The 24,911-nt window shown below is 37.0% G+C and carries 21 protein-coding genes and 2 other RNA genes; 2 read left to right on the top strand and 21 right to left on the bottom strand.

Going from position 1 to position 24,911, the window contains the following annotated elements; all coding sequences use genetic code 11:
- Window positions 1-98 precede the first annotated feature (98 nt).
- From KI375_RS06670 to KI375_RS06615, 12 genes are all read right to left on the bottom strand, one after another.
- The gene (locus KI375_RS06670) at window positions 99-1,148 is read right to left on the bottom strand and encodes a LacI family DNA-binding transcriptional regulator (protein ID WP_212972728.1); all 1,050 of its coding nucleotides are present in this window, start codon (window positions 1,146-1,148) and stop codon (window positions 99-101) included.
- Between the two features lie 374 nt (window positions 1,149-1,522).
- Window positions 1,523-1,891, bottom strand: a transfer-messenger RNA (tmRNA) gene (ssrA, locus tag KI375_RS06665).
- 145 nt (window positions 1,892-2,036) lie between these two features.
- On the bottom strand, window positions 2,037-2,774 hold the full coding sequence (locus KI375_RS06660) for a type II toxin-antitoxin system Phd/YefM family antitoxin (RefSeq protein WP_244852355.1): 738 nt from the start codon (window positions 2,772-2,774) through the stop codon (window positions 2,037-2,039).
- A gap of 82 nt (window positions 2,775-2,856) precedes the next feature.
- On the bottom strand, window positions 2,857-4,068 hold the full coding sequence (locus tag KI375_RS06655) for an MFS transporter (protein WP_212972726.1): 1,212 nt from the start codon (window positions 4,066-4,068) through the stop codon (window positions 2,857-2,859).
- Window positions 4,069-4,161: 93 nt separating this feature from the next.
- A complete protein-coding gene (locus KI375_RS06650; protein ID WP_212972725.1) occupies window positions 4,162-4,965 on the bottom strand; it encodes a sugar phosphate isomerase/epimerase family protein in 804 nt (267 codons plus the stop codon).
- A 427-nt stretch (window positions 4,966-5,392) separates the two neighbouring features.
- Entirely contained in the window at window positions 5,393-7,003 is a 1,611-nt protein-coding gene (locus KI375_RS06645; RefSeq protein ID WP_212972724.1) for a gamma-glutamyltransferase family protein, read from the bottom strand.
- Between the two features lie 22 nt (window positions 7,004-7,025).
- Entirely contained in the window at window positions 7,026-8,153 is a 1,128-nt protein-coding gene (locus KI375_RS06640) for a Gfo/Idh/MocA family protein (RefSeq protein WP_212972723.1), read from the bottom strand.
- Window positions 8,154-8,157: 4 nt separating this feature from the next.
- Window positions 8,158-8,967, bottom strand: a complete 810-nt coding sequence (locus tag KI375_RS06635) for a sugar phosphate isomerase/epimerase family protein (protein ID WP_212972722.1) — start codon at window positions 8,965-8,967, stop codon at window positions 8,158-8,160.
- Between the two features lie 316 nt (window positions 8,968-9,283).
- Complete coding sequence (locus KI375_RS06630) at window positions 9,284-10,390, bottom strand: Gfo/Idh/MocA family protein (RefSeq protein ID WP_212972721.1); 1,107 nt, start codon at window positions 10,388-10,390, stop codon at window positions 9,284-9,286.
- 32 nt (window positions 10,391-10,422) lie between these two features.
- Window positions 10,423-11,301 (bottom strand): carbohydrate ABC transporter permease, encoded by an 879-nt coding sequence (locus KI375_RS06625; RefSeq protein ID WP_244852353.1) that lies wholly within the window; start codon window positions 11,299-11,301, stop codon window positions 10,423-10,425.
- An 11-nt stretch (window positions 11,302-11,312) separates the two neighbouring features.
- Entirely contained in the window at window positions 11,313-12,275 is a 963-nt protein-coding gene (locus tag KI375_RS06620) for a carbohydrate ABC transporter permease (protein ID WP_244852379.1), read from the bottom strand.
- Between the two features lie 181 nt (window positions 12,276-12,456).
- Complete coding sequence (locus tag KI375_RS06615) at window positions 12,457-13,800, bottom strand: ABC transporter substrate-binding protein (protein ID WP_212972720.1); 1,344 nt, start codon at window positions 13,798-13,800, stop codon at window positions 12,457-12,459.
- Window positions 13,801-14,123: 323 nt separating this feature from the next.
- Between KI375_RS06615 and KI375_RS06610 the strand changes: the two genes are divergently transcribed.
- Together KI375_RS06610 and KI375_RS06605 are read left to right on the top strand one after the other, a co-directional pair.
- On the top strand, window positions 14,124-14,576 hold the full coding sequence (locus KI375_RS06610) for a LytTR family DNA-binding domain-containing protein (RefSeq protein ID WP_212972719.1): 453 nt from the start codon (window positions 14,124-14,126) through the stop codon (window positions 14,574-14,576).
- A 22-nt stretch (window positions 14,577-14,598) separates the two neighbouring features.
- Window positions 14,599-14,976 (top strand): DUF3021 domain-containing protein, encoded by a 378-nt coding sequence (locus KI375_RS06605; protein WP_212972718.1) that lies wholly within the window; start codon window positions 14,599-14,601, stop codon window positions 14,974-14,976.
- 185 nt (window positions 14,977-15,161) lie between these two features.
- Here KI375_RS06605 and KI375_RS06600 read toward each other — a convergent pair whose 3' ends face one another.
- The 9 genes from KI375_RS06600 to KI375_RS06565 form a co-directional block, all read right to left on the bottom strand.
- The gene (locus KI375_RS06600; RefSeq protein WP_212972717.1) at window positions 15,162-16,031 is read right to left on the bottom strand and encodes an AraC family transcriptional regulator; all 870 of its coding nucleotides are present in this window, start codon (window positions 16,029-16,031) and stop codon (window positions 15,162-15,164) included.
- A gap of 153 nt (window positions 16,032-16,184) precedes the next feature.
- Window positions 16,185-16,913 (bottom strand): glucosamine-6-phosphate deaminase, encoded by a 729-nt coding sequence (locus KI375_RS06595; RefSeq protein ID WP_212972716.1) that lies wholly within the window; start codon window positions 16,911-16,913, stop codon window positions 16,185-16,187.
- Window positions 16,914-16,917: 4 nt separating this feature from the next.
- Entirely contained in the window at window positions 16,918-17,889 is a 972-nt protein-coding gene (locus KI375_RS06590) for an ROK family protein (protein ID WP_212972715.1), read from the bottom strand.
- Window positions 17,890-18,151: 262 nt separating this feature from the next.
- A complete protein-coding gene (gene smpB, locus KI375_RS06585) occupies window positions 18,152-18,619 on the bottom strand; it encodes an SsrA-binding protein SmpB (RefSeq protein ID WP_207447792.1) in 468 nt (155 codons plus the stop codon).
- Window positions 18,620-18,717: 98 nt separating this feature from the next.
- Window positions 18,718-21,039: a ribonuclease R gene (gene rnr / locus KI375_RS06580; RefSeq protein ID WP_212972714.1), complete on the bottom strand. Its 2,322-nt coding sequence runs from the start codon at window positions 21,037-21,039 to the stop codon at window positions 18,718-18,720.
- 21 nt (window positions 21,040-21,060) lie between these two features.
- Window positions 21,061-21,807: an alpha/beta hydrolase gene (locus tag KI375_RS06575; RefSeq protein WP_212972713.1), complete on the bottom strand. Its 747-nt coding sequence runs from the start codon at window positions 21,805-21,807 to the stop codon at window positions 21,061-21,063.
- Between the two features lie 175 nt (window positions 21,808-21,982).
- Window positions 21,983-22,213 carry a preprotein translocase subunit SecG gene (gene secG / locus KI375_RS06570; RefSeq protein WP_212972712.1) on the bottom strand — a complete coding sequence of 77 codons (231 nt, stop codon included), beginning with the start codon at window positions 22,211-22,213 and terminating at the stop codon, window positions 21,983-21,985.
- A gap of 187 nt (window positions 22,214-22,400) precedes the next feature.
- Window positions 22,401-22,595: non-coding RNA, 6S RNA (ssrS, locus tag KI375_RS28120), on the bottom strand.
- A gap of 130 nt (window positions 22,596-22,725) precedes the next feature.
- Window positions 22,726-24,351 (bottom strand): extracellular solute-binding protein, encoded by a 1,626-nt coding sequence (locus tag KI375_RS06565; RefSeq protein WP_212972711.1) that lies wholly within the window; start codon window positions 24,349-24,351, stop codon window positions 22,726-22,728.
- Window positions 24,352-24,911: the final 560 nt, after the last annotated feature.

The following is a 24,911-nucleotide window of genomic DNA, read 5'->3' as shown; positions in this document are numbered from 1 at the left end:
TAATTGGAAACGCTTTCAATGGCAAGTTGATGATCAAACAATAGCTATCATCTCCTATAGTAATCGATTACTTTAAAGGCAGGACTTTGGAGTATGATTTAAAAAGCGGTTTCTAAAACTTGTGTAGAATGTCGTTCAATTATCTTAGGCTGTAGGACAATATCCACTTTTTCCATTCCTTTTCCATCTAATTGATCAAGCAGGATATTACATGCCATTCTTCCCATTTCATAATCTGGTTGCTGTATGGTTGTTAAGGATGGTGTAATCATCTGGGAAAATTCAATATTATCAAATCCGATAACAGACATCTGTTCAGGAACTTTCACACCGTGATTCGCTAGTTCATTCATAACACCAAATGCAGTCATATCATTACAAACAAATATAGCCGTCGGCAAATTGGAACACTGTAACAATTTTCGGGTTAAATCAATCCCATTGTTAAATTCATAATTTCTTTCTGATAGTTCTTCCTCGTTTGAAGCAATTTGAATCCATCCCTTTTCTGTCTTCATTCCGTATTTCTCCAACGCATGCTGATATCCTTCGTAAATACTTTGTCGACTTGGCCGAGTTAAGGGAGAACTAATAAATGCAATTTTTCGGTGAGCTTTTTTTATTAAATACTCAGTTGCCAAAAAACCTCCTTTTCTAAAGTCAAACTGGATCTGGCTGCAATCCAATCCTTCAATGGTTTGGTCAAATGCTACAACATTTAACCCCTTTTGCACTAAAGCTTCAACCAACTCTTTATTAGACGAAATTGAAGAAACAATTAACCCCCTTACTTGCTTTTCCAATAATGTTTTTAAATATTCACCTTCAAGTTCAGGGCTTCGGTGGGAGTTACATAAGAGGACATGATATCCTCTATTTCTTGCTATATCTTCAATCCCTAAAACAATGGAAGAATAAAAAGGATTAGTGATGGATGGTATGATCACACCCACTGTCATGCTATTATTGGTTTTCAACTGTCTACCAATCATATTTGGGATATAATCTAATTCCTTTGCTACTTGCTGTATTCTCTCTTTTAATTTGTTGCTAACTGGATAGCCACTATCGCTTAATACCCGTGAAACCGTAGCAGTAGAAGTTTGTGCTTTTTTCGCGATATCATAAATCGTTGCCTGCTTTTTCATCTGTTCAGCACCTTATAGTAATCGATTTCTAAAAATCATTACTATTCCCTATTCGTAATATTTTTCTATCATTTCCAACCTATTTAACCAAATAGGCTAAAGGTTCAGATATTTTTTACGTTTAAATGTTTTTGATTATCTCTAGTTGATGATTATAATTTACTGAACTCTCTTCTAAAAGACAAGTCTTTTAATTGTCTTTTCATGACCGGAAACTGTCTTTTAATCGCGACACTTCAATTGACGTTGTGAAAACACGAAACAGTTAGATGCACACTTTATTTTTAAAATTAGAGGTTATAATAAAAAAACCTTACTTCTAAACTGGGTTGTCAGCAAAAAAAGCCAAAATAAAAACCACCAAATTATATATTTGGTGGAGACGGTGGGAATCGAACCCACGTCCAGAAATATCGCCACTTAAGCGTCTACGAGTGTAGTCGACATATTGTTATTTCGCGACTTCTTCGGCCTATCGACGGGCTTCCAAAGCGCTAGCCTGTTTAATCTCTTCCTTGGCCCCCAGGCGGAGAGCTTTTGGCGTATCCCACTAAGAGTGAGTCCCTTACCCTACCACATGGGCGATGGAGGGAGGAACCGCATCAGTGCCTTATTAGGCAGCTGCTAATGCGAAGTTATTGTTTTCTTTGCCAGTTATTATTGGCGTTGACGTTTTGACGAGGCCGATCCCCTCGACTCGCAACTTAAGCTCAAACTATCCCTGTCGAATCCGTAACGTCCCCATATAAAGGAATAAGGATTTGCTCCTCAGATCCTTTCCAAGTGGGAACTTGGAATAAATGAAGCCAATTGCTTACGTTCACTATTATAACATAATACCATAAAACATCAAGAATTCACGACTGCCAATATTTGCTGTGGTTATTGTCATTTGAAAATTTTCTCCAGCTCAATCGTTACATTTTCAAAAAGAAAGGATTTTGCCATATCCGGATATTTGAAGGTGTTGGTAGCATTCACTTCGTTTTTTTCAAAATAATAAATTGTAACATCCCGATTGAATGGGTTGGCGATCCAGTATTCTTTCACTCCGGCTTCCATATATAAATCTAACTTTTTCACCATATCTTTACTTCTTGTACTCTCTGATAATACTTCTACGACAAGTGACGGAACGCCCATATAATAATCTCTTTCATCTATGTGATCATCCAGATCACATATCACCATTAAGTCTGGTTGAACAACATTCGGATCCTTCCGGTTGGGCCTTTTTAAGCTAATATCATAAGGGGCAACAAACGGCATGCATTCATCTTGAAATGTATTAAAAAATAGACCAAACAATTTAGTGACTGCATATTGATGGGCCGTTTTTGGTGAGGGCAATAAATAAATCTCTCCATCAATGTATTCATAGCGATTCTCCATATCACTAGTTAATTCCAAAAACTCCTCATACGAAGCCTTTCTTCCTTTGAAATGATACTGCTCTGCTGATTCCTTAACTGAACTGTCCCATATAACCTCCTTCGTTGGATGATCCTTCATCGATTGCAATCGAGCTATTTCTGTACCATTACGGGTAATGATGACTTCTTCTTGGGCAGCAAGTTGTAAATACTTCCCAAAATTATTCTGTACTTCGGTTGAACTGACAATCACAGGATTCCACCTCACAATCCACATTAGCTAAAATAGCTAACTTTATTATAGCTAATGAATCATAAATTGCCAAATCATCTATTTATAGATCTACTCCCTCAGATTTAGCCTTTACTTGGTACTTTGCATCTTTTCGAATCCACATCCACAAGAAGCTAAAACCAACTGCTCCTAATAATGCAATCACAGTACTTACTTGGTACATCATTTGCGGCCCAAGTGACCCGAATAGCCAACCACCAAAAAGGCCTGCTATAATCCCGGATATGCCTCCCCATGTCAATGCATAGACGGCTTGTCCACTTGCACGCAGTTCAACTGGGATCAATTCAGCTGTTAACGTTGTGCCTATATAGTAATAGCCACCGAAACTAATGCTATGGAGCATTTGGATAAAGATAATTTGAACAGGTGATACTGCAATAGACATTAAAAACCAACGCAACACAAATAATAAACTCACAATAATAAGACAACCGATCATTGTAGGAATATTCCTTTTTAAATAACGATCAAATAATAAGAAAACAGGCACCTCAAAAATTGCAGTCAAAAAAGCCGCCCAGCCAATTAATACTACAGAACCACCTAACTGATCAATATATAAGGAGCTAAAAGTTTGATTCATCGAATTCGGTACGGAAATCAATACACCTAATAAAACAAATACTAAGAAATACTTATTCCCAAACAAAGCCTGGCCATATCCGCCTTTTGCTATTTTTTTCGTCCCCTCAACTTTTCCAGTTGGAAGCTTGATCGTAAATAAGATCGTTAAAAACAGCATTACACTGTAAACAATCCAGAGATTTCCGATCCCTATCCAATCAATCAATGGACTAACAGCAACAGCCAAAAGCGCCCACCCTAATGAACCCCATAGCCGAAACGAACCAAATTTATACCTTGTCCCTTCAATGGTATTCAAGATCAAACTATTACTTTGTGAAAATAGAGGCGTTTGAAAGAGGAAAAAACAAAGCATCGCTATAAAAGCCCATACCATCGAATTTAATTGGAAAACAAATTGCACGATGATCAGATTTCCAATCAGCATAATCACTAAAATACGGCGAATATTTTGCAGGCGATCACTCCAATATCCCCAAAAGGGATTTGCAAAAATCGAAACAAAAGGACCACCTGCCATAAGCATGCCAATCGCCATTTTATTAAAACCCACACTTTGAAAATAAAGTGGAAAAAAAGAAAGTAAAATTGAGATAGAACCATAAAGAAAAAAATTAAATAGTTTTACATGGATAAGGGTATTTTTATCTGTCGTATGTGCCAATCGTAGGTTCCTTTCCAAGTGAATATTGTGTCGAAGCTGATCTCTTCCAAATGTAGCATGCGATTTCCTCTAATTTTTGAACATCCTTTAAAATTAAATTTCTGCTTTTTTTATCAATCGCTTAACCGCACCTAACAGCCATTCAATTTCGATGTATTGATGTTTTTCAGCATTATGCTCAATTCCCCAATACCCATCATAACCACCATCTTTTAACATGCGAATGATGCTTTCTCCTTTTTCTGCTGTGGCGGTTCTTGCATCAAAATGGGTATGACAAACCCACGGAGCCACCATTTCATCACCAATGCTTGCATCTTCCTGCCAACGGCCCATATGCAATAAAATGCCAAAACTAGGATGATGAACGGCCTCCGCAATTTTTTTCAAATTTTTCGGACTTAATGAAGGACCTGTATGATTTTCTGGACCAATCTTATAGCCAAGATTGGCTGCACGATCAGAGAACTCCTTGTACCGTTTTACAATATATTCAAATTGCTCTTCCTCCATATCCAATGAAAAACCTGGATGTGAACTGAAATGACCTCCTGTATCGATTCGAATTGTTTTAGCTTGAAGCATCTCACCGACTTTTATATGTTTCAGGGCATTTTGATAGAGGCCTTCCCGTTTTTCCGGATCTGAATCCCATATATGTGCCCCATCAATCGCATAGTTGACTAATGTCATTTCTCTTTCATCCAATGCCTCACGAATTTTCTTTACATATTCTTCTTCAGGAGCCTCAAAACTTTGATTAGCAAATTGCCCATTCCAAAAATCTACTGTATCTAATCCATATCGATATTTAACCGTTTCCAAATAACCGAAAATATCCATCTTCCCCTCATACATCGTATTCCTAAATGAATAACCACCAATCGATAGCTTCATAGAATAGCCCCCTAATATAGAATTGTCTTCATATGCCATCTCTGACATTTTACCACTATTTTATAATTGATCCATATTTTAGACCTACTGCTAATGTTCCCGGAACGAAGAAGGGTTATTTTGCGGAATATCGTTTAAAAAGCTCGACGTCCTGTCGAAACACCGATGGACTCGCATCCTGCCGTCTGTAGTTAGACAGCACGGCGAAGCATAAGCCGATGTTGACTTACGTCGCTGAGCGCTGGAGCTAGACACCAACCGCAACATAAGCTAGTTACCCATAAGCCAAGAATTTTATAGTTCCCTTACCATAAAAAGTTGTCCAGCATAAACATATGCACTGAACAACTTTTTCATCACGATTATTTTCCCACCGCTATTCGTATCAATTACCTGTGTTTTCCGTTTTTCTTCTTCTCATGGGGCTCTACCAAACCGCAATACTACCATCCGCCCTGGGCTCAGTTCCACCAGTTAAAATACCCGTTTTCTCATCTCTGCATATAATTTGCCCCCGGCCAAACATACCAGAGTCTATGGCTCTTTGCACAGCATGGCCTTTCCTTATTAAAGCTTGTGCGATATGATCAGGAAATTGCGGCTCGACTTCAATTAATTTTTCCTTTATCCATCTCCATCTTGGAGCATCTAAAGCAGCTTGTGGATTAAGCATAAAATTAACCATATTCATCACGATTTGAACATGGGCCTGAGGCTGAATCATTCCACACATTATACCGAATGGCCCAACTGGCATATTATCCTTTGTAATAAATCCAGGGATAATCGTGTGAAATGTTTTTTTTCCTCCTTCTAATCTATTTGCAACTTCAGGATTTAATGAAAATCCACTCCCTCTATTTAACAAACAAATACCAGTGTCAGGTACAACTACTCCAGAACCAAAATCTCCTGCATGACTTTGTATAAATGAAACCATATTCCCCTCTTCATCCGCTGTTGCTAAATATGCAGTACCGCCTGGAATCGGCTCACCTGCTTCTGGTAATATAGCTTCATCTTGAATTAAACCTCTTCTTCCCTTGGCATATTGCTCTGAAAGTAACTCCTTCTCTGTCACACTCATGCTTCGCGAATCAGTAATATATTTTAAACCATCTACAAATGCTAATTTTACAGCTTCAATTTGTTTGTGGTACGTATCTACAGAATCTTTGCTGTGAAAATCAAAATCTTTTAAAATCTGTAAAGCTAATAAGGCTACTAATCCTTGCCCGTTCGGTGGAATCTCCCATATATCAAAGCCCTTATAGTTTACATTTATGGGTTGTACCCACTCAACTTGATATCTAGCAAGATCTTCCATTGATAAAAAACCATTATATTCGTTTACACAGTGGACAATTTTTTCCGCAAGTTCCCCACGATAAAAAGCTTCTCCATTTGTTTCAGCTATTAATTGTAAACTCTTCGCATGGTCAGGGGCTCTCCACACTTCACCTATATAAGGTGCTCTCCCGTTAGGAGCATATACCTTAAACCATTCTGCAAACTCTTCGCCCTTGAACTTATTTTTAAACTCATGAAAACGAATATTCCAATACCTACCAATTTCTACTGATACCGGAAAACCTTCAAGTGCATAGTCAATGGCTGGTTGTAATACGGTAGACAATGGAAGTCTGCCATATCTTTCTGACAAAGCCACCCAAGAAGCCGGTGTTCCTGGCACAGTAATAGGAACTACTCCTTGACCTGGCATACTATCATATCCCATGCTCTTTACTTTTTCGATAGAAATACTTTGTGGAGCTGGTCCACTTGCGTTTAATCCATGTAATTTTCCTTTGGTCCATACTAAGGCGAACGAATCACCGCCTATGCTAGTGGAGTTTGGTTCTACTATTGTCAAACAAGCTGATGTTGCAATTGCAGCATCAATGGCATTTCCCCCATTTTGCATAATTCTCAGTCCTGCTTGCGCTGCTAAAGGTTGCGTTGTTGCAACCATCCCCTTTCTACCATGAACAGCCATTCTTTTAGATGGATAAGGATAAAATTGGTGATCTGTATTCATGCTTTTCCCTCACTTAAATAGTTCACCTAAATATAGATGTGGATTTTGATTGATTAATGACTTCATCTACTGATACTTCCCGGCCAAGCGCATTGGATAAGTAAATACCTTCACTGATAAGCATAGTTTGTAATGCAATAGCAGCGGTTGGCAAGAGTTCCACTCTATTTTGCAGGGCGGCAATCCAATGATCTTGTGGTGAATCATATGCATCTTCGCTTTCATTCAAGCTATGTCTCCTTATCTCCATACGCTCTAAGTCAGGTGTACTATCAAAATCTATATCGGCAATCGTTGAATGGAAACTAAAATCTTTTTTACTAAATTCTCCTGGGTATGCAGGTAGTCGAATTCCACCTGAAGATCCTACAATACTAGGCCCATCAAATTGATTCAAATGGACAGACCAAGCTTCTATAATATCCAGTGTTAAACCTCCATGAAATCTAATAAATCCAAGTCCCAATTCTTCAACATTGAATCCACTTTGTTCTTGTCTATGGCGATCCATTGGCATTTCTTGATATAATTTTCCAGTGATTCTGTCTACCTGAGGCAAATCAAGCAGGTATAAAATTTGCGCAATATGATAAACACCCATATCAAATAATGCGCCGCCTCCAGCGGTTTCTTTTCTTGTAAAAGCAGGAGTTCCATAGCCATCTACAAATGGTCTGCCCCTTCGCCTAAAACCCGTTGAACGTGCATGATAGATATTTCCCAACATGCCTTCGTTTATCAAAGCTTTAGCTGCTTTTGTGTCACTCCGGAATATGGATCTTAATTGAATATGAAGTAGTTTTCCATATTCTTTTGCTGCCTCAACCATTGCTTTCCCGTCAAAATAGGTTCCAGCAATAGGTTTTTCACAATATACATGCTTGCCTGCTTGAAAAGCTTCAATTGTAATAGCCGAATGTAAATTATTATGCAAACAAACATCAACGGCATCAATATCATCACGTTTTAACATCTCTTTATAGTCTGAATAAACATGCGGGATATTGAACTTTTGCGCAACTTCCTTTGCTTCGTTTCTATCAAGATCACATACTGCAATAATTTCCACATTATTTATATCCAAATAATTCTTTATATGCTGTTTACCAATTAAACCAACCCCAATAATGGCGACTTTTATTGCTTCCATATTCTCATCCTTTCTCAATAGTATAGACTTCTATCAAACTCTTCTTTAACGAAGCTAATGCCCATTCAATTTCTAGATAATGATTTTCTGCAGGATTATATTCTATTGCCCAATATCCACGATACCCTGCGTCCATAAGCGTCTTTATCTCATTTTTCATATGATTTAAATCTGTTCTTTTAGGATCAAAGTGAACATGGTAAGCATAGGATGCCAGCATAGAATTGCCATGCGATTGATCCTCCCCCTCCCACCGGTTAGCATGGAGTAAAATTCCATAATTCGGTCGGTCAACAGCCTTTGCTATATCAAGCATGGTTTTTGGAACAAGTGATGGTCCCATATGATTTTCCGGACCTATATAAATATCATATTCCTCTACGACCTCACAATATTCTTGATAACGCTTTACAATTAAATCAAATTGTTCTTCATTTATTTGTAAGGATTCATAGCCGCCAGTATCGATTCTAACTGTTTTAGCACCCAATAATTTTGCTGCTTCTAAATGCCTTAAAGCATTTTCGTGTAATTTTTCGCGAATAGCTGGATCGGGATCCCAAATGTGAGCCCCATCAATCGCAAAGTTTACAACAGTCAAGTCTCTTTCCTCTATCGCATCTTTTATATTCTTAATATATGTTTCGTCTGATAAAATTCGAAACGCTTCTTCTTGTGTAGTAAAAAATCCATTCCATAAATCAACAGTATTTAAATGGTATCGATATTTTACCGTTTCTAAGTAATGGATAATATCCATCTTATTTTCTTTAAGCAAATTATAGAAAGAAAATCCGGCTAAAGATATATTCATAAACGATTATTCCTTTCAAAAGAGATCTTATGTTTAGGAGGCCACTGAAAAAATCATTTCCGTAAGGGCGTGTAAAAATTAAGTTGTTGATTTCCGTTCCAGGCGGCTTCGCTTTCCACGGGCGTGACGGGGAGCCGCCCACTCCAACCAATAGAATCCTTAACATAGATTAAATCTTGAGGATAACGAATATTCACACCGAAAATACATCGTCTTTTTCACAGTAAATCATTCATTTTCCTAAAAAGTGTAATATTTTCAGTGGTCTCATATTTAGGAGGGTTTATTCATTTTCTTAGATTTTGAAATTAAAATTCTAATAAGTTGGCAAGTTCTGATCGATATTATTCTTTGCAGCAAGTTCAACGGGCTGCCCTTTTCTAGCTGATTCATAAACAGCCTCGACCAATTCTAATGCTCTAAGACCTTGTTCCAATGTGCTTTTCGGCATATCTAATCCTTTTACACAATCAATAAAATGCTTAACCTCATATGCATGTCCTTGCTGCAACTCATCATTTGGGGAAGGGAAACTCCAGCCTTGATTAGAAGTAACATGTGGTTTTAAGCTTGTTAGTTCCTCTAGAGATTTCCCATATCCAGTATGACTATGCACTCTTAACCCACCAGCATCGTGCGTTGTACTCACATAGGCTGTTCCTTCTTTTCCAAACACCTCCAAGCGGACATCCATTCCGCCAGTTATTGCCCAACTAACAATCAACTCTGCCATCCCGCCATTTTCGAAGCGAACAATAATGACGGCGGAGTCTTCAGCGCCGTTTTTGCAATATTCATCCCATTTTAGAGTTCCTGTCTCCGCATAAATTCTTTTAATTTTAGAATTCATAATCCATTCCAAAGTATAAAGCCCATGTATTCCCATATCGATTACTGCTCCACCACCTGTCAAATCTGCATCCCAAAACCATTTACTATGAAAAGGCCCGTTATGGACTTCATTGGACCGAAGCATAATGATATCTCCTAAGCCACCTTGATCGATAATTTCTTTTATTTTTACTAAAGCTGGCTTAAATCTCATGTTCTCACCATAAAGTGCTAAAACCCCATTCTCCTTGGCAGCAGCTACTATTTCTCTAGCCTCTTTTGCATTACGTGCCAACGGCTTTTCGATTAGGAATGGTTTCTTTTCCTTTATGCAGGCCATTGCTATTTCATAATGTAGATGATTAGGGACAGTAATATCTACACAATCTATATTGGGATTCGCAACTAATTCTCTCCAGTCATTGGTCCAATTTTCCACTCCGAAATCATTTGCAGTTTTCTTTGCATTCTCCATACTTTTTGAAGCAATCATGCCAATATTAATATCAAACATTTTATAACCTGTTGCATGTGCTTTGCCCATAAATCCCGTTCCGATAATTCCAACTCGAATCTCTTGTTGACTGATCATGTTTAAAACTCCCCTTTCAAAAATATATTGCTTTAACCTTTGGCACCAGAGATAACAATTCCTTTAATAACATGTTTTTGAAAAATGAAGAATAATATTAATGGCGGCAATATAGCGATCAAAGAAGCCGCCATTAAAAGGTTCCAGGGTGTAGCTGTATACATGCTTGTAAAATTAGCCAATCCCAAAGAAAGCGGATACTTATCTGTGCTGCTTAAATAAATTAAAGGACCTATTAAATCATTCCAACGATACATAAATTCCAAAATTGCTGCTGTCGTCATCGCTGGAATCGATAAAGGTAATATAATTCGGAAATAAAGTGTAAATGTACCACCTCCATCAACTTTCAATGCGTCATCTAACTCTCTTGGTAAGCCTAAATAAAATTGTCTTAATAAAAAGACTATAAAGGCACTTGCACCGAAAGACGGTATAACTAATGGTAAATAGGTGTTTAGCCACCCGAATTCATTAAAGATTAAATACTGAGGAATCATTGTCACTTGTGGTGGTATCATCATTGTCGCTAAAACGATTGCAAACCAAATATTTCTACCTCTTGCACGCAATCGTGCAAATGCAAAAGCCACCAGTGTAGATGTGAAGACAGTTGCGGTAACTGTAACAACTGTATACCACGATGTGTTCCATAGGTATCTACCAAATGGGACAACTTCAAACACTTCAATAAAATTACTCCATTGTAAAGGCCAAGGAATCCAAGTCATTGGTACTGTATGTACTTGACCTAGTGTTTTTAATGAGGTGGATATCATCCAGACTAATGGAAATAAAAATAAACAGAGACATAAAAATAGAAATAAATAGGTTACTACTTTGCCGAATGGGCTTACATCTCCCGGTTTGTATAATTTTCTAAACCATTTATCAGGAAAAATATTTTTCAAACTAACCGCTCCTAACTTCTATTATCATATTCATAATGTATTTGTTTCTGTGAAATCCATAAAGTTAGCATAGTTAGTAAGGCTATGATCAAAAATAATATCCAAGCTTGAGCTGAAGCATAGCCCATACGAAATTGGCTAAATGCTGTTTCAAAAAGATTGAGTACATAAAAATATGAGCCCCATTCCGGACCGCCCGAGGTAATAACATAAGCCTCAGTAAAAATTTGAAAGGACGATATTATGGCCATAATGGTATTAAACAAAATGACCGGTGAAACCATTGGGATCGTAATTTTGAAAAATCTCTGGAAAGCATTTGCACCATCAATCGCTGCTGCTTCATATAGTTCATCAGGTAGACTCTGTAAACTAGCTAGAAAAATGATCATGGTGCTTCCCAATGCTGTAAAACGCATTAAAACAAATGATGGAATAACCCAAGTTGAACTTGTAAACCACCCAGGTCCTTTGGCATCAAATATAGAATGAATAATGTTATTAACAACACCGAAATCTGGATTGAGTAGCCATGCCCATAGAAAAGCCACTGAAACTCCTGAGATTATGCTCGGTGCATAATAAAATGTTCTAAAAAGTGCTTGTCCTTTAACCTTTTGATTTAATAAAATAGCTAGCAGTAGACTTATGATGATGGTAAATGGGACGCCTAAAATGACAAAGTACCCAGTAACCTTCAGAGATTTATAGAATAAATTATCTTGGAATAATTTAGTATAGTTAGATAGACCAACCCATTCAGGTGTCTCGATTACATTATAATTTGTAAAGCTTAGAATGAGTGAGGCTATTATCGGACCACCAATAAAGAAGACGAAGCCTAAAAGCCAAGGAGAAATAAATAAGTAAAACATCCCCTCTTCCTTCTTTTGTTCTCTATTCATTGATCTTTTAAGTCTTAAATTTCTTTTTGTGTGATTATGTGACAAACTGTGCTGATTTCCATTTTCCACCAATTAGATCACCTCTTTTTAGCAATGAGGCTGGGACAAAAGTGTTTTTACCTAAGAAAAAGTCGAACCACTATCGTGTATATAACCCGCTCCGGAAATATACTTCGCTAAGGTAATTAATTATTCGTCTTCGGCACTTAATTTAGTTTTGTCACAGCCTCAAAGTAAGCCTTACTTTTAATCAATCATTTAAATTTCTTAGACCTTGATCGACTTCTTCCAATGCTTTATCAATGTCCTTATTATTATTGTAAACAGCGTCAATGTTCTGATTTATAATCGTTCTGATGTTTGAAAAATCGGATATTTTATGATTGTCAGCTGCTCTACCATATTTCATTGCTCCTTCTATCGCCTCTTTAATTTGATCTTTCGTCATAATAATATTTTCATAGCCTTCAATCGTTTGATAGTATTCATCATTTAGTTTTTCGTAAACGGGCGGATTATTTAAATCTACCATTTGTTGGTAGCCTCCACCTTCTGGATCTGTAATAAATTTAATAAATTCCCAAGCTTCGTCAGGATGCTTAGAATCCTTCCCTATTGTCCATGGATCAACATACATAGGAACTTGCCTATCTTCCCCAGCAAACGGTAATGCGGCAAATCCCCAATTAAATTCTGCGGGTAAATAAGACATTACTCCCCATCCACCATTAATGGCCATTGCAACTCTTCCAGAAAGAAATGGATCACTAATCTGGGATATTGCCTCCACTTGTGAAGGGTTAGGGGATACTTTATGCTTGTAAATTAGATCATAATTAGCTTGTATTGATTCCTTATTTTTAGGATTGTTTAACGCTTGTGGATCACCCATCTCACCAGTTTCATACGCTTCTTTTGTAAAAAAATCTCCCCCAAAGAACCAGGAAAAGCGATTTGGAGTTTCGGGATTATAAAGACCATAGATTGCCTCGTTCGGATTATCGATATTTTTTGTTAATTTCTTAGCCTTATCCACCATTTCATCCCAATCCCAACTTACATCTTCCCAATCCGTTGTAGGATATTCGACTCCGGCTTCATCAAAGATATCTTTGTTATAAAATAAATAAGTTCCCATGCTCAGCATCGGGATACCATAAGTTTTCCCTTGAACCTTATACAACTCCATCAGTTCATCAGGAATCCCATTTAAAAACTCTGCATCGCTCTCGACATAATTGCTTAAATCCAATAATGTATTTCTCTTTTGATAGGTACCAAACCCAGAACGCGACCAATTCGGGGACCAAACGTCCGGTGCATTTCCCCCAGCCAACATTGTGGAAAGGCGTTGGTCCATCTCATCTTGTGGGATCGTAACTAATTCAATCCGGATATTTGAATGTTCATTTTCAAAGTCTTTAACCATTTGCTTATACCACTCATCACGAACTGGACTAGTCGTTACTAACCAAGTTAATTCGATTTTTTTAGAGCTTCCTCCTGAACTTTTGTCAGAATTACATGCAGCAAGTATACTTGGAAATAGTAACAATATCGCAGAAAATACAGCTATCTTCTTAATTAAACTCAAAATTTCCCCTCCCTATTTTCGGTTAGTTTAGAAACCCCTTACAAATGAAGAAAAGTTACTATTTTCCACAAATCTTGGGATAACTTCTCTATATCCATTATTTTATAAAAGAAGGAGTTTTGTTTCTTATAGTAATTCAATAATTCCTTATAATTTTTTTACTACTGGCAATCATTTCATAAAGTATGACAAGTTCTGAATAAGGACTTTTGGATTTGAAATTAGCCCCGTAGACCTCATAGGCCAAATTTTCAACCAGATAGTCTATTTTTAAAAAAAGAGGAAAATAAGCTGTTAAAATAAAAATGTAAGGAGGGATGTAAATGGAGGAGTTAATCGTAAACATGGAAATATCTGATAAATACCACCCGCCAAGAGTACTTATTCAAGCGAATAATACAAAGTTAGGAAACCATATCTCGGAATATATCAAAAGTTTTGAGGCAGATAATAGGAAAATCTCGGTTAAATATGAGGATGGATATATCTTGTTAGATTCTGAAGAAATTGTTTATTGCGAAATTTATCAGAAGATACTCACTGTATATACAGATAAAGAAAAATTGAATATGCGGAAACCATTAATAGAAATTCTTAAGAAGCTGGACTCCAAAGATTATATCCAGAATTCCAAAGCATCCGTCGTAAATATTCATAAAATCAAGCGTTTGGAAATAGCCTTTTCTGGTAACTATTATGCTTTTTTATCCAATGGTTTAAAAATTACTGTATCTCGTCGTTTTGTAGGAGCGTTGAAAAAGCGATTAGGAATTTAATGAAGTAAGGAGGAACCTGAAAATGTTAAAAATAATAAAATCTGGGATTCAAGGTATTTGTATTGGGAGTACCATTTTAGTGATTAGCGGTATATTTTTTACAGAGGGATCCATTCAGATGTTGTTTTTGAGTCTAGTGTTAATGTCTTTGGTAATAGGGTTATTGTCAAATATTTATAACTATAAAAGAATACCACTCCTATTACAAGTGGTCATCCATGTTTCCGGATGTTTTAGTGTTTTTCTAATGACCGCCTATATCAATAAATGGTTTCCTTTTCAATTTGATATTGTTTTACAAGCCAGTTTAATCTTTCTTTTAATCTTTTTTTCAATTTGGACTATTTTTTACTTGAGGGCTAAAAAGGAAATTGCAGCAATTAACAATCACTTAAAATAAGAAGTGATAGAGGATATAATATAGGAATGATATTTTTAACAAAACACTCTGCTCATTCTGTAATTAGAATAAGCAAGAGTGTTTTGTTGTCTAGCCGAGGCAAACTCGTGACCTTTTATCTGACAGACAAAAGTTCTCCTACCGAACTGGCAGTTGAAAAGCATTTAGATGATTAACATCAGGAGTTAGTTAGCAAAAACCCTAGCTCTCGATTTATTTCTAAATTGCTTTGGGGTCATCCCGACAAATTTTTTAAATACCGAAGTAAAATATGGAATATTATTATAACCTGAGTCTAATGCAATCTCGATAATTTTCAAATCAGTTTTTGCTAAGAGATTTCTTGCATAATGAATACGCCTAGAATTCAGAAATTCAGTAACGGTCATATCCGTCCGTTTTTTAAACTCTCTGCTAAGATATGAGGGATTAATATGAAACACAGAGGCGATTCTAGTTAAGTTCAAATCCTGTTTAAAGTTCTGATTTATATAGCCAATGGACTCGACGATGATTTGCGGTAAGTCTACCTCATCAATACACTTTTTATTCACATTGATCTGCTTATTGTAAATTCTATTAATCTCGATGATCAAAATATGGAGCAATGAAATTAAATAATCCAAGGATGTTTTTGGGAAGCTATTATACTCTGTTTGCATTCGATCGAAAACTAATTCTAATCTTTCTTTTTCCGTGCAATCCAATTTGATCATCGGTGAATAATCAGCATAATTCACTTTTATAAATTCCAAGACATCTATTCCATCCATATTCGGAAATTTATCACCTAATTCTAAATTAAAAATAATCACTAATACTTTAAAACCTTTCTTATCGACTAGTTCTGTCTTATGCAATTTATATGGACTAATCACAAAAAGGTCACTGTGAGCAAAATCATATTCGTTATCTTCAATATAGCATTTTCCCTGCCCCTCAAGGATATACAAAATTTCAATTTGCTTATGCCATTCCCACATCATTTTCCAACCATTACTATTGTGATCAATCTTTAAGTCAATGTATTGTAAATCCTGCCTAGTCTGTAGCATACTAAATCTCCCCATTTTACTACCAAGAGTAGTCATATTCATATTATACGTTCGGGATATTTATTAATCTAGTTGTGCTAAAACGAATTTTTATAATTTTCAATATCAATAAAATAATACTTTTTTGTCCAAGGCTTTGTTTAAAACAATCTTTTAAGCCTTAAGTGATGTTCCTTCATCCAAGATAACGGTAAGATTCGGATGTAACTGTAAAACAGAAGCTGGAAGCTCTGGTGTTACAGGTCCATAAAGTGCTTTATACACAATTTCCGCTTTGTTTTCACCTTTTGCCAGTAAAATAATTTTTTTCGCTTTCATAATCGTCTTTATTCCCATCGTAATCCCTCTTTTGGGAACTCTATGAATCCCGCCAAAAACATGTGCCTTTGATTCTCTCGTTTTTTCGTCTAATTCAATAACATGTGTCGTTGTTCCAAATGCTGTCCCTGGCTCATTAAAACCAATATGTCCATTTAAGCCAATTCCTAAGAACTGGACATCAATTCCGCCTTTTTCTGCAATTTTATCTTCAAATTGCGAACAAATTTGCTTAAAGTCCTCTCGTTCTGAAATATCTTTTAAGAAGATTATTTGTTCTTTTCTTAAATTGAGCCTTGTAAAAAATTGATCATGCATTCTATAATAACAACTTGCAGGATTAGTGCTGGGCACCCCTATATATTCGTCCAAATTTACGGTGGATAAGTCACCAACGCTTACATGATTATCCATTATTTTTTCTGCAAGTTCTTTATGGAATCCAACTGTCGTGTTGCCTGTTGCAAATCCAAGAAGTGAGTTAGGTTTATTTTTTATTTGGATCAATGCGATTTCCGCTACTTTCTCATCGTATTCACTCTGTTTCAAAATATTGATATTCATTGTTTCACTCCCTTACATAAGATTCCACATTTTTCAATGCTACACTAGCTGCTCCCAATAATCCCACATCATTATGATTTAACTCTGTAACTCTTACACTCTTTAAATTTTTTTTGGTGACAGGAAGGGTATAATCATCTACAAATTGTTTAATTTTACTAATAACTGCTTTATGATTAAAAACTCCACCGCCAAAAACGATATATTCAGGATTAAATAAATTTAAAATATTCGTCGTCCCTATTCCTAAGCCTTCAATAGCTTGCTCAGAAACAATTTTTGCAAGTTTATCTCCATTATCAGCCGCCTGAAAAATCGTACTTGAATTTAACTTATTCCTTTTCTGAAGTTCAGATAAAACGGAGGTAGGATATAGATGAAACCCATCTACTGCTCGTGTAATCATGCCACCACCAGAACTAACGGTTTCAAGATAATGGTAACCATCTATGCAAGAGTTTATCAGCATCTTTCCCGCTTCTCCGGCATAATTAGCTACGCCCCTATATAATTGAGAATTGGATACGATCCCCATTGCAATGCCAGTTCCAACATTTAGATAGATAAAGTCTCCAGATTTCTGCCCAACTCCCCATTGCATTTCAGCTAACGTTGCCGAATTAACATCATTATCCAGAAATACTGGTAATTTTATTTTTTCATGGATCATTTCCGCTAATGGAACAGATTGAAAAATTGGAATATTTATAGCACTTTGCCAGATCCCTTTGTCCGGATCAACATGTCCAACTAATCCTACTCCAACTGCACTCACATTGAATCCAGCGTATTGGTCCACAAAATTACATAATGAATTATGGATACATTCAACTGACTTTTCTTGCGAATCGCTATTCATTTTATACCATTTTTTATGAATAATTTTTCCGAAGTCGGATACAATGCCAATTTGAATTTTGGTTTTCCCAACATCGATACCAATAACTGAAGTAAGTGAATTATTTTTGGTTATCATTATAAAATACCACTTTCACATATTATAGTCTTTTTACAACTGATTGCTCACTAGCATTTTCCCGGCTTACGATAAACCGATATAGCATTTATCCTTCCTCATTCCTCCTTATAATTTAGCTTTATAAAATAATTATAAAAAAATCTCATAAAATAACTAACATTTTTATGACACTTTCTTATACAAATTTGCTATTTGTCCATGTGGTGTAAAAATAAAAAGTTGTCCAGCACATATGCACTGAACAACTTTTTCATTATGATTATACTTTTTGTCTCTCTCGAAAGGCTCTTTCGATATCTCGCTTGGCTTCTTTTCGTTTCAAGTCCTCGCGTTTATCGTATTTCTTTTTCCCTTTGGCGAGTCCGATCAGTACTTTTGCGTAGCCGTTTTTAATATAGATTTTCAATGGAATAATCGAGTATCCTTGTTCCTTCGATTCTCCAATTAATTTACTAATTTCTTTGCGGTGCAATAATAATTTTCTAGTACGTAAAGGGTCATGATTATAACGATTTCCCTGTTCGTATGGACTAATATGGACATTGTGTAAGTATAGCTCTCCATTTTGGATCCGAGCAAAGGAATCTTTTAAATTAACTCTTCCAGCCCGAATCGATTTAATTTCTGTCCCTTGTAAAACCATTCCCGCTTCATACGTTTCTTCAACAGAATAATCATGACGCGCCTTTTTATTTTGCGCAATCAGTTTTCCTTCCCCTTTTGGCATATGTAATCCCCCCTTCATTCTGTTCTATAAAATTTGGTTCCTTCATTATACACGAAGGAGAAAAAGGGTGGAAGCCTTTGCCTCCAACCCATCTGACATCATGACTTCTTTCTACCCGATTTTTTACTTTTATTTCGATAAGTCTTTTTTTTCTTTTTTCGTGGTGGTCTTGTAGACCACTCGTCATTATCACGGCGATTTTCTTGTGGTCCCTTTGCCTTATTCCCCTTTTTCAATTTAAGGATTTGCGGCTTCGTTTCATCTTCCTGTTTCGGTCGCTTCTTTTTCATACCGACAATTTCAAAATCAATATCATGCTCATCCTTATTAACATTGATCACGCGTACGGTAATCTCATCGCCAATCCGGAAGACAGTTCCTGTTCTTTCCCCAATCATCGCTAAATGACGTTCATCATAATGATAATAATCATCTGTCATATAACTCACATGGACGAGCCCTTCGATGGTATTGGGCAGTTCCACAAATAAACCGAAGTTAGTAATGGAACTAATCATCCCATCAAATTCTTCTCCAATTTTATCTTCCATATATTCTGCTTTTTTCATCTCATCCGTATCTCGTTCCGCATCAACTGCACGACGCTCCCTTTTCGACGTATGATCCGCAATATCTGGAAGCTCTGCATCCCACTTGCTCCGTGTGCCCTCATCCAACTTCCCTTCAAATAAGTATGTCCGAATCAAACGATGAACGATTAAATCGGGATAGCGGCGGATAGGTGATGTGAAATGTGTATAAAATTTAGTTGATAGACCAAAGTGACCGATGCTTTCTGGATCATATTTAGCTTGTTGCATTGAACGAAGCATCATCGTGGAAATCACCATTTCTTCTGGTTTTCCAGCAACTGCCTCAATAATATCTTGAAGAGCACGCGGGTGTACGGAATTAGCAGTTCCACGAACAATCAACCCGAAATTCGTAATAAACTCAAAGAACCTTTGCAGTTTATCTTCTTTTGGATCTTCATGTATACGATAGATAAAAGGTACATCCATCCAATGGAAACGCTCTGCAACTGTCTCATTGGCGATTAGCATAAATTCCTCAATGATTCGCTCCCCAATCGACCGTTCGCGAATCTCAACATCGGTTGGTTTTCCTTCCTCATCCACTAAAACCTTTGCTTCTTTAAAATCAAAATCAATGGCTCCACGTTTCATTCGTTTGTTTTGTAAAATGCCTTGAAGCTCCTCCATTAATTCAAACATTGGCACGAGGGTTTGATATTTCTCCCGTAATTCTTCATCCTTCTCGATTAACATTTGATTCACAGCTTCATAAGTCATTCGTTCTGCCGTCTTAATTAATCCAGGAAAGATCTCATGGCTGACCACTTCCCCTTGTCCGTTTATTTCCATTTCACAAGAGATCGTGAATCGATCTACTTGTGGATTTAACGAACAAATCCCATTCGATAAACGATGAGGAATCATTGGAATCACACGATCAACTAAGTAAACACTTGTACCACGCTCGTAGGCTTCACGATCAATCGCTTCGCCTTCACGAACATAATAACTAACATCAGCAATATGGACACCTAATTTATAATGTCCATTTGCCAGACGCGATAAGGTCACAGCATCATCTAAATCCTTCGCATCTGCCCCATCAATCGTCACAATCGTTTCATCGCGTAAATCTCGTCGATTCGGAATATCCGCTTCATCAACTACGTCAGGAATGCGATTAGCTTCCTCCATGACTTCGTCTGGGAATGCGAGCGGAAGTTCATGCTGATGGATAATCGATAAAATATCGATGCCTGGATCATTTTTATGGCCAAGGATTTCGACAATTTCTCCTTCAGCATTTTTTCGATCCTCAGGGAAAATCGTAATATGGACGACTACCTTATGGCCGTCGATCGCTCCCATACTTTTATTTTTCGGGATAAAAATATCATCGGCAATTTTCTTATCATCTGGAATAACAAAGCCAAAATATTTCGATTCCGAATACGTCCCGACAACTTTTTCAGAACCACGCTTTAAAATTCGGACAACCGTTCCTTCGCGCCTTGATCCTTTACTTTCATTTGCAATACGGACCAAAACATGATCTCCATGCATAGCGCCATTCTTCTCATGGGGAGGAATAAAGACATCATCAAGGCTTTTATCATCTGGAATTAAAAAAGCAAAACCTTTTGCATGCCCTGATAGTGTCCCACGCATCAAATTCATTTTTTCTGGTAAGCCATAGCGATTACTTCTCGTTCTGACGACCATTCCTTGTTCTTCCATATAGACAAGCGCTTTTACAAGGCTTTTAAAATCCTCGGCCTCTGTAACTTGTAAATTTTCCTCAATTTCACTAACAGTGAGCGGTTTTGCTTCTTCTTGCAAATATGCTAATACCTTTTCGATAAAAATTTGTCTATTCTCTTCCATTTCCAAGCCCTCCTTGGCCACCTACTCCGTCCAATCTAAGCTCTCTAGAAAATGATAAATATCCTTATGAAGAGTTTCCTTTTCTGGACCTAATGTAATCACATGTCCAGATTTTTCGTACCATTTGATCTCTTTTTGGGAGGATTCCACTTCTTCATAAATAATATTGGCACTTTCCGGATTAATCATCTGATCATTTCTTGCTTGTACAACAAACATGGGATTATAAATCATATCAACAGATCCTCGAACGCTCGCTATTAATTCCTGCATATCTTTTAGCGTGTTCATGGGAGTTTTTTTGAATTCATTCATTTCTTGTTCGATTTGCTCTATAGATTTTCCTTCGAATTGCTTATATTCTTTTGCATATTGTACAACTCCGTCATACATTGTTTCCTCCGTTTTAAAAAACACGGGAGCACACATGGGAATAATTCCCTTTACAGGTACAGTGTAACCCAGTTTCAAAGAAAAAACACCACCAAGTGAAAGTCCGGCGACGGCAATTTCATCATGTCCTAAATCTTTTAAGTGCTGATAAGCATTCATCACGTCCTGCCACCAATCCTCCGGGCCTGTATGAAGTAATTCCTCTGGTGGGACGCCATGACCTTTATAAATAGGTGCATGACTTGTATAACCCTTCTTTTCAAGAAAACGTGCTAGCATCCGAACATCCGCACTATTTCCAGTAAATCCATGTAATAGTAAAACAGCCCTTTTTCCTGCTTTAAATGTAAATGGCTGTGGGGGTATAATTTTCATTTTCATAACTCCATTTCTCTATATCTATGCGGTCAAGCTCTTCATTTAGTTTAAACAAAGATCGATCGAACAATCCAGAAAAACGATTGCTCATCTCGCCAAATTGTCCATTCACTATATATGTTAACCACTAAAAAAACCTGGCCCATATCGACCAGGTTTCGAATTCAAATATTTATTCAAACATAACCACGGCAATGGCCAATAAAAAGAACAAAACAGAAAGGATCACCGTTGTACGATGAAGAATTAAATCCATTCCACGCGCTTTTTGCTTTCCAAATAATTGCTCAGCGCCTCCAGAAATAGCTCCTGAGAGTCCAGCACTTTTTCCAGATTGAAGCAGAACAACACCTATAAGTGCGATAGAATCAATCAATAATAAAATAATGAGCAGTGTGTACACCAAATTCCCTCCCTAAAACGAACATAAAACGTTAACATAAATGTAACATAGTTGAGAACAATGAACAAGATATTTTTATATCGCTTAGAGTACTCAGCGATTCTATGTATGAATACAAACGTTGATGCCTATTTCAAAAGAATGAAAAATACCAGCTCCATATAGAAGCTGGATCATTGACCAATTTGTAAAAGCCACATTTGCCGTATCTAACTTAAAGAAGCTTTATACACCACTTGACTAAGTGGGTGTTTGCAGAAACCTTCCTGCTTGTCCTCCATGTCCTATAGACAGAGATTTGTCATTTGGGTTTCAATGTAAAACTCCCTAAATTCTAACTAGGTGAAAAACTTAATTAAAGGTACGAACAATGTAGCCTTTAAATGTATCTTACTCCTTTTCAAAAGATATAGCAATAGTAAATACTTACATAATGTGAATAGCCTTCTTCGTGGGTCAACCGGTATATACAAAGCTTCATACGTTCAGATCATCTTTCTATTTTTCCTTTCTTACTCTTTCCCTTTGCTGCTTTTATATCTTTCATAAGCCTTCTGCTGTGTCTCCATATATTTTTCCAAGCCCATTTTCTCTATGGTTTCAATGTATTTATCCCATTCAGAAAAGGATGATTCGCCCACAATAAATCTATCTCTCATTTCATTCACATACTTTTCAATATCTGCCCCAGACGTGTCCATTACTTTTTGTTCTTCATCTGTAAAAATAAAGGCAGGCCATACTTCTTCGATTAAATGTGGTTCTAATCTGTCCGCTGCATCTAATGACATATCCGTCCCTTGTGATCCCTGAAAATACTCTTCTGTAACAAGAGCCGGATAAGTACCACCAGGGTAAGTAAGATACTTTGAAACGGCCTGTTCGACTGTTAATCCATCAGGGTCATTTTTAATTTCGTCTACATATTCGTATTCTCCATCCTCAGTCTCTTCGTAAGTGACACCTTCAACACCCATGAAGAATAGCTTCGCTCCTTCTTCCCCATAAAAATGATCTATCCATCTTACAGTTGCAGCGGGATGCTCATTTGCACTAGTGATTACAAATGCTCCAGGGGTAGGGACTGGCGGCAATATACTTGTATATAGTCTGTCATGATTTGGGCTTGCTAAAGCCTCCGCCCCGATATAATTCTCTCCTTCTTTTCCAAATAGCACGTCTGGACTGAAATAATGGGTTACGCCATATACCCCCTCAGAACCTTTAGCTAGGTATTGATCTGTTGAAGCAGAAAAAATATTTTGATCAATTAGCCCTTCATCAAATAGCTTATGAATATATTGCAGCATTTCTTTATATTCATTCGTTGTTGGAAAAAATCGTAACTCTTCCTGCTCCGAGTCCATATCCACAAATTTATGTTTAAGACCACGATTGCCCAATCCATATGAGCCTTGTACCCATTCTACTAATGTATCAATTGAGTTTGCTCCGAAGGGAATCTCATCTGCTTGCCCATTCCCATTAGGATCTTGTTCCTTGACAGCTTTCAAAAATTGATAAAGTTCATCTGTGGTTGTAGGCATTTCCATATCTAATGCCTCCAACCAATCCTCTCTAATCCATGGCCTAGAGCTTAACAACATGGAAACGAAATCTGGTGAAAAAGCATAAGGAAAAGAATAGATATTCCCATCTGGCATTGTAATTCCATCTTTTATTTCCGGATACTCTTCAAGAATTTTCTTGAAATTAGGAGCATACTCATCAATCAAATCATTCAGTTGTATAAACGTTCCTTGTGCACCGTATTTCTGCAAATCAGTCACTGGCATACTTGTTGTATGAAAGGCATCTGGTAAATTCCCACTCGCTAATACTAGATTTCTTTTTTCCGTTAATCCAGCAGATGGTACCATTTCCCAATCTATGTTGATATTCGTTATTTTTTCATATTCATTATATAGCAAAACATCATTCCAATCTTCAGCCGTTGTATCAGCTCTCTCTGCAAAAAATTTCAGATTAATCGGCTCTTCTACAATTGGCATACCTGAAGCTTTTATTTCTTCACCCTTTCTTTGCTCTTCTTTATCTACACCTTGTTGTTTGCTACAAGCGGAAAGCAATAGTAACGTCAAAGCAATAACCGCGATAAATACTTTCTTACCTTTCAATCTTATCCTCTCCTATCTCTAAAAGATAAAGTGAGCCTTCAATCAGTGAGGGTTTTCATCCTCCACTGATTTCAGAGGAACAAAGGCTAAAATCGCGACCTCCTGTCGGCAGACTCAAACGCGACGTCCTGTCGCTTCGTCTGCACTAGTACATCCTATACGTCGCTATACCTTTGTGACCAACATCTTGTTGGCCTGAACCAATCGGGCTTTTACCGGCAGTGTATCCCCCGCCTATGCTTCTCCGTATTCTCTAAAGCCTTGAGGTGGGGGTTTACTGCACGTTAATGCGGGATAAAGTCCGCAAGTCATTCTTTCACTAACAGGTATGAACAACGAATTGCCAATCGAATTTACTAAAATACAGAAAACGAAGTATGTGGGACCTCCTCCCTTCTTTCTCATTTTGTAATAATCAGTTTATCATTGGTAAAAATTAAAGCATACAGGCGATTTTCGAACTTACTATGTAGTTTTTGTAAGGGGAATTTTTTTCAGATAGATCGCTTTTCTTATACACATAGACCATCATTGTACAAATTGACATATTTAGTAAAAGA

It is taken from the genome of Bacillus sp. J14TS2 (assembly GCF_018333015.1).
In the GTDB taxonomy this organism is placed as follows: Bacteria; Bacillota; Bacilli; order Bacillales; family Bacillaceae_C; genus Lederbergia.
Note: the sequence above shows the minus strand (reverse complement) of the source record. Positions and strands in the feature narration are given on the sequence as shown.

What these genes read in the sequence shown, in the direction of transcription:
- KI375_RS06600 (WP_212972717.1), bottom strand. Translation starts at nt 16,031, where the DNA reads ATGCTACAGACTAGGCAGGATTTACAATACATTGACTTAAAGATTGAT.
- KI375_RS06595 (WP_212972716.1), bottom strand. Translation starts at nt 16,913, where the DNA reads ATGAATATCAATATTTTGAAACAGAGTGAATACGATGAGAAAGTAGCG.
- KI375_RS06630 (WP_212972721.1), bottom strand. Translation starts at nt 10,390, where the DNA reads ATGATCAGTCAACAAGAGATTCGAGTTGGAATTATCGGAACGGGATTT.
- KI375_RS06590 (WP_212972715.1), bottom strand. Translation starts at nt 17,889, where the DNA reads ATGATAACCAAAAATAATTCACTTACTTCAGTTATTGGTATCGATGTT.
- KI375_RS06635 (WP_212972722.1), bottom strand. Translation starts at nt 8,967, where the DNA reads ATGAATATATCTTTAGCCGGATTTTCTTTCTATAATTTGCTTAAAGAA.
- KI375_RS06645 (WP_212972724.1), bottom strand. Translation starts at nt 7,003, where the DNA reads ATGAATACAGATCACCAATTTTATCCTTATCCATCTAAAAGAATGGCT.
- KI375_RS06650 (WP_212972725.1), bottom strand. Translation starts at nt 4,965, where the DNA reads ATGAAGCTATCGATTGGTGGTTATTCATTTAGGAATACGATGTATGAG.
- KI375_RS06610 (WP_212972719.1), top strand. Translation starts at nt 14,124, where the DNA reads ATGGAGGAGTTAATCGTAAACATGGAAATATCTGATAAATACCACCCG.
- KI375_RS06575 (WP_212972713.1), bottom strand. Translation starts at nt 21,807, where the DNA reads ATGAAAATTATACCCCCACAGCCATTTACATTTAAAGCAGGAAAAAGG.
- rnr (WP_212972714.1), bottom strand. Translation starts at nt 21,039, where the DNA reads ATGGAAGAGAATAGACAAATTTTTATCGAAAAGGTATTAGCATATTTG.
- KI375_RS06605 (WP_212972718.1), top strand. Translation starts at nt 14,599, where the DNA reads ATGTTAAAAATAATAAAATCTGGGATTCAAGGTATTTGTATTGGGAGT.
- KI375_RS06640 (WP_212972723.1), bottom strand. Translation starts at nt 8,153, where the DNA reads ATGGAAGCAATAAAAGTCGCCATTATTGGGGTTGGTTTAATTGGTAAA.
- KI375_RS06670 (WP_212972728.1), bottom strand. Translation starts at nt 1,148, where the DNA reads ATGAAAAAGCAGGCAACGATTTATGATATCGCGAAAAAAGCACAAACT.
- smpB (WP_207447792.1), bottom strand. Translation starts at nt 18,619, where the DNA reads ATGCCAAAAGGGGAAGGAAAACTGATTGCGCAAAATAAAAAGGCGCGT.